The sequence below is a fragment of the Ammoniphilus sp. CFH 90114 genome (assembly GCF_004123195.1).
GTDB lineage: Bacteria > Bacillota > Bacilli > Aneurinibacillales > RAOX-1 > YIM-78166.
The window spans coordinates 34,165-38,924 of the sequence record NZ_SDLI01000021.1 but is presented as its reverse complement, the minus strand read 5'-3'; positions in this window follow the sequence as shown (position 1 = coordinate 38,924).

The following is a 4,760-nucleotide window of genomic DNA, read 5'->3' as shown; positions in this document are numbered from 1 at the left end:
CTTGGATAGCTAGACCCGATCGTAAACCACGACCCTTGGTAGTCCAGAACATCCTCTAGTACGACTTTCATCGTTGTAACATCCAAGGCCAAGTTTAGAGTTGCCACGTCATATCGAAGCAGGACACCCTCCTCAAAAACAGCTTGCAACTCATCCCTACTTGGATAGCCACCATTCGGAGTACTCAGCCTTACATGCTCAGCTACCGCCAATTTATCATTCAGCTTCCAATTTGGATAATCCTCCCCTAAATCTAGTCCAAGCGACTCTAAAGCCGTCTTCATCGACGCTGCATCCGGTGCANCTAAAGCCGTCTTCATCGACGCTGCATCCGGTGCATTATTCATGTCTGACATCGGTGCATTCGCGGCGATCGCAGCTTCTAAAGCCGTTTCTACGTCCGGCACATCCAAATAACCATCTAGTGGACGATTGCCTAGCATCATCCCAGCTACCGCTTCTTTATCTGCCGCTTTCAAGGCGTTAAATCGAGCCAAATCCAACTGGAGTGTTGGGTTAGTAATAGCCTCAATCAATTCCACTTTGCTTGTCGCGTTATTCACAGCGATCATAGGTGCGTATGCTTGAATGGCCTCATTCAGAGCTGTCTGCACTTGATCCTTAGTCGCAAAGCCTCCTAATGGTCGTTCCAAAAGTACAAGCCTAGCCACTCCTGTTTTATCCGCTGACTTTAAGTTCTGGTATAAAGAGTAATCTAATCCTAGCGCCTCAAGTGCGTTTCTCATACCATTTGAGTCTACTGAATTATTCACTAAAGCCACTGCTGTACGTATAGAAACCTCTAAATCAAAAATTGCTTGCACCCTTGCTAGATCCGCATAGCCGCCAATAGGACGTTGTGCTAGAACACCTGCAGTAACCGCCGCTCGGTCCGCCGCGCTCCATTCTGCATAGGCACCCAAATTAATCCTTAATGCAGCGTCTTCTAATGCCATTGCCATCGCCGTTGCATCATCTGCTAGGTTCACCGCCGCCACGGCCGCACGGGAGGCTACTGCCGAATCGAACGCGGCTTGCAAGGACGCTAGATCTGCATAGCCTTCTACTGGGCGACTTGCTAAAACACTTGCCGCTACCGCTGCCTTATCCGTCGTATTCCATCCAGAGTAGATGCTTAGGTCTAAACCTAACGCGACATCTTCTAGAGCGGTTTGTATAAGCGCCGCTTCTGCCGTATTTACCGCTCCCATAGGAGCACGAGAGGCTACCGCTGCATCAAAGGCAGTTTGTATCGCTACTTCATCAACAAACCCATCCAAGAATGAAGAATGATCTATCATCATCGCGGCAACTGCTCTTTGATCGGCCTCTGTCCAGCTTGGATAGCTAGACCCGATCGTAAACCACGTACCTGGGTAACCAAGAGCATCCTCTAGTACCGATCTCATCGCTGTTACATCCAAGGCCAGGTTCAAGGTTGCTACCTCATATCGAAGCAGAACACCCACTTCAAAGGTATTTTTCAACTCATCCAGATTAGGATAGCCACCAGGCGGAGTACTCACCCTTACATGTTCAGCTACCGCCAACCTATCATTCAGCTTCCAATCAGAATAATCAACCCATAGTCCAAGTGATTCTAAAGCCGTCTTCATCGATGCTGCATCCGGTGCGTTATTCATGTCTGACATCGGTGCATTCGCGGCGATCGCAGCTTCTAAAGCGGTTTGCACGGCCGGCACATGTAAATAACCATCAGCCGGACGGTCTCCTAGCATCTTCTCAGCTACCGCTTCTTTATCTGCCGCTTTCAAGGCGTTAAATCGAGCCAAATCCAACTGGAGTGTTAGGTTAGTAATAGCCTCAATTAATGCCACTTTATCTGTCGCGTTATTCACAGCGATCATAGGTGCGTAGTCGTTAATTGCCTCATGAAGGGCCGCCTGTACTTGAGCCATTGTCGCAAAGCCCTCTGCTGGCCGTTTGGAAATCATTACAAGCCCAGCCACTCCTGTTTTATCGGCTCGTTTTAAGCTCTCATATCCGGCTAGATTCAAACCTAGTGCTTCTAGTGCATCTTTCATTTCAAAATCGATTCCTGCACTATTCACTGCCGCCATGCTTGAACGGTTGGCAAGCGCCACATTAAAGACCGATTGTATTTCAGCTATACCTGCGAAGCCACCGTTTGGTCTTTCAAGCATAACCTCATCGACTACAGCATTTTGATCAGCTTCACTCCAAAAAAAGTACGCCCCTAAGTTCACCCTAGCATTTTGGATGGCATTTTTCATTTCGAATACGGTAAGGGCATCATTGACTGCTTCCACGGAAGCATAAGCCGTAATCGCTGAATCTAGAGCTGCCTGCACAGCAAGTGAATCCCAATAACCAGTTGGTGGGCGACCAGCAAGTACAGACGCAGCCACTTGAGCTTGAATAGCAGGAGTCAGGGTATTATATACCGATAAATCCAGCCCTAATACGACATTCTCCAGTGCTGTTTGTATAGTGGAGGTATCCCCGGCATGATTGACCTCCGCTACAGGCATCCGTGCACTAACAGCAGCGTTAAATGCATTTTGAACGGTTGTCTGATCCGCATAACCTCCAGCTGGTCGTACTGTGAATACAGTAGCTGCGATGGCTTCTTTATCAGCAATGCTCCAGCCTTCAAATACTCCCAACACGAGATTCAATGATGGATTTACTAACGCTATCTTCATCGCCATTTCATCTGGCGCAAGGTTCACCGCGGCCATCGGAGCATTGATGTTTATCGCATGGTTTAATGCCTCTTGTACCGCTGCCCTATCGGCGTAACCCCCGCCCTGGTTAGCCAGTACTAAGGCAGATACAGCAGCTTGGTCCGCATTGGCTAAGCGGTTGAAAGCCGTAAGATCTAAGCCCAAGCTCAATGAAGTCAACGCACTCTGCATGCTCGAGCTATCAGATGCCTGATTCACGACCTCGACTGCTTGTCTTACCACCTCTACAGCCACTGCTGCATTCAAAACAGTCTGCACAGCCGGTTGGTCTAGATAACCTCCACCTGGACGACTACCTAGAACAGTCGCAGCAGCCGCTGCTTTATGTGATGGATTCAAACGGTAATAATGAGTTAAATCTAAGGCAAGATCCGACGCTTCTAGGGCACTTTTCATCGCGTTTGCATCCGCAGCCTCATTAACTCTTTTTAGAGGTGTGACCAAAGCTTCACGATTGGCTTCTGACGTTACTGCATAATTAAGTGCTGCTTGGATAGCAGCCTTATCTGCATAGCCACCACCCGGTCTCAAGTTGATTACCCCCTGTGCGACACTTGTCCTTCCTTCCTCGGATAGGTACCCGTAGGAAGTCAAGATAAGTCCAAGCCTTGCTGATTCAAGAGCCGCTTTCATCTCCCCTGCATTTGCTGCTGCATTGACGGCATCAATCGCATCTGTCAGGGATTGCGAGTTAATCTCGTTGGATACCGCGGTGTTAAGCACATTTTGGATTTCTGCAACACTCGTAAAACCATGAAATGGCTTAGCCGCTATTACTGCTTCTGCTACTCTATTAATACTTGGGTCAGACAAGGTGTGGTAAGAAGTAAGAATTAATCCGAGATAATAGTTTTCAAGGGCTGTTCTCATAGCAGTGCTGTCTGCAGCTTGATTTACATTATCTATCGCTTGGAGCACAATTTGAGTGGAAACAGCCTGATTCACTTTCAGTTGCACCAACGTTTGATCAGCGTAGGATCTGCCGAGAATCAACTCATGGGCTACCGCATCTTTTCGCTCATCAGTTAGCGTATGGTAATTCGTTAGGTTCAACCCTAAGCTTGATGCTTCTAGTGCCGCTCTCATGTTAAAGATCGTTGTAGCATCGTTAACTCTCTTCACAGCCTTACTCAGTTGGGTAGAGACCGCTCCATTTAACGTGTACTGAAGGTCGCTTTTATTCAGAAACCCTCCATTTGGACGCGCGTCAATCATAGCATCAGCAATAACCTCACGTCCTGCAGGACTCAAGGTGATATATTTCATAAGGTCAAGACCTAAGACAGGTGATTCAAGCGCACTAGTCATATCCGCTGTTGTGTTGGCACTATTTACCGAAGCCATAGCAAGCAGGAAAGCTGCATTCGCAACCGCATGATTCAAAGCGGTCTGTATCGCATCTTGATTAGCGTAACCACCACTTGGTCTACCGCTCAACACCGCATGAGCTACACTCATTTTTTCTGCATCAATGAGTTGATCATAGGCACTGAGGTCAAGACCTAATGCAGGAGCTTCCAAAGCTAGACGCATCGTTGCAGCATCTACTGAGTTATTTACGATCGCTACGGCATTCGCAATAGCTTCAGCATTCTGCTGATGAAGTACTGCCGTATCCAGTGCATCTTGCACAGCAGCTGGATCTGCATATCCTGCGCCACGAGCCGCGAGCAATTCACTTGCTACATCGTTTTGCCCCGTTGTACTCAGCGCACTGTATGCAGATAGGTTAAGCCCTAAAGACAAGTCCTCCAAAGCAGCCTGCATTTCCAGAGAAGTTGCAACGCTATTGATAGCTTCCATTGCAGCTGTAGAATCTGGAGCAATGGCACCCTCCACAGGTATGATACTGTCTGTCGGGGTTCCGCTGTCCACTGGACTAGTCGGGGTATCCTCCACTGGTGCACTGCCGTCTGTCGGCGTTCCGCTGTCCACCGGACTAGTCGGGGTATCCTCCACTGGTGCACTTTCATCTGTTGGGGTTCCGCTGTCCACCGGACTAGTCGGGGTATCCTCCACTGGTGCACTTTC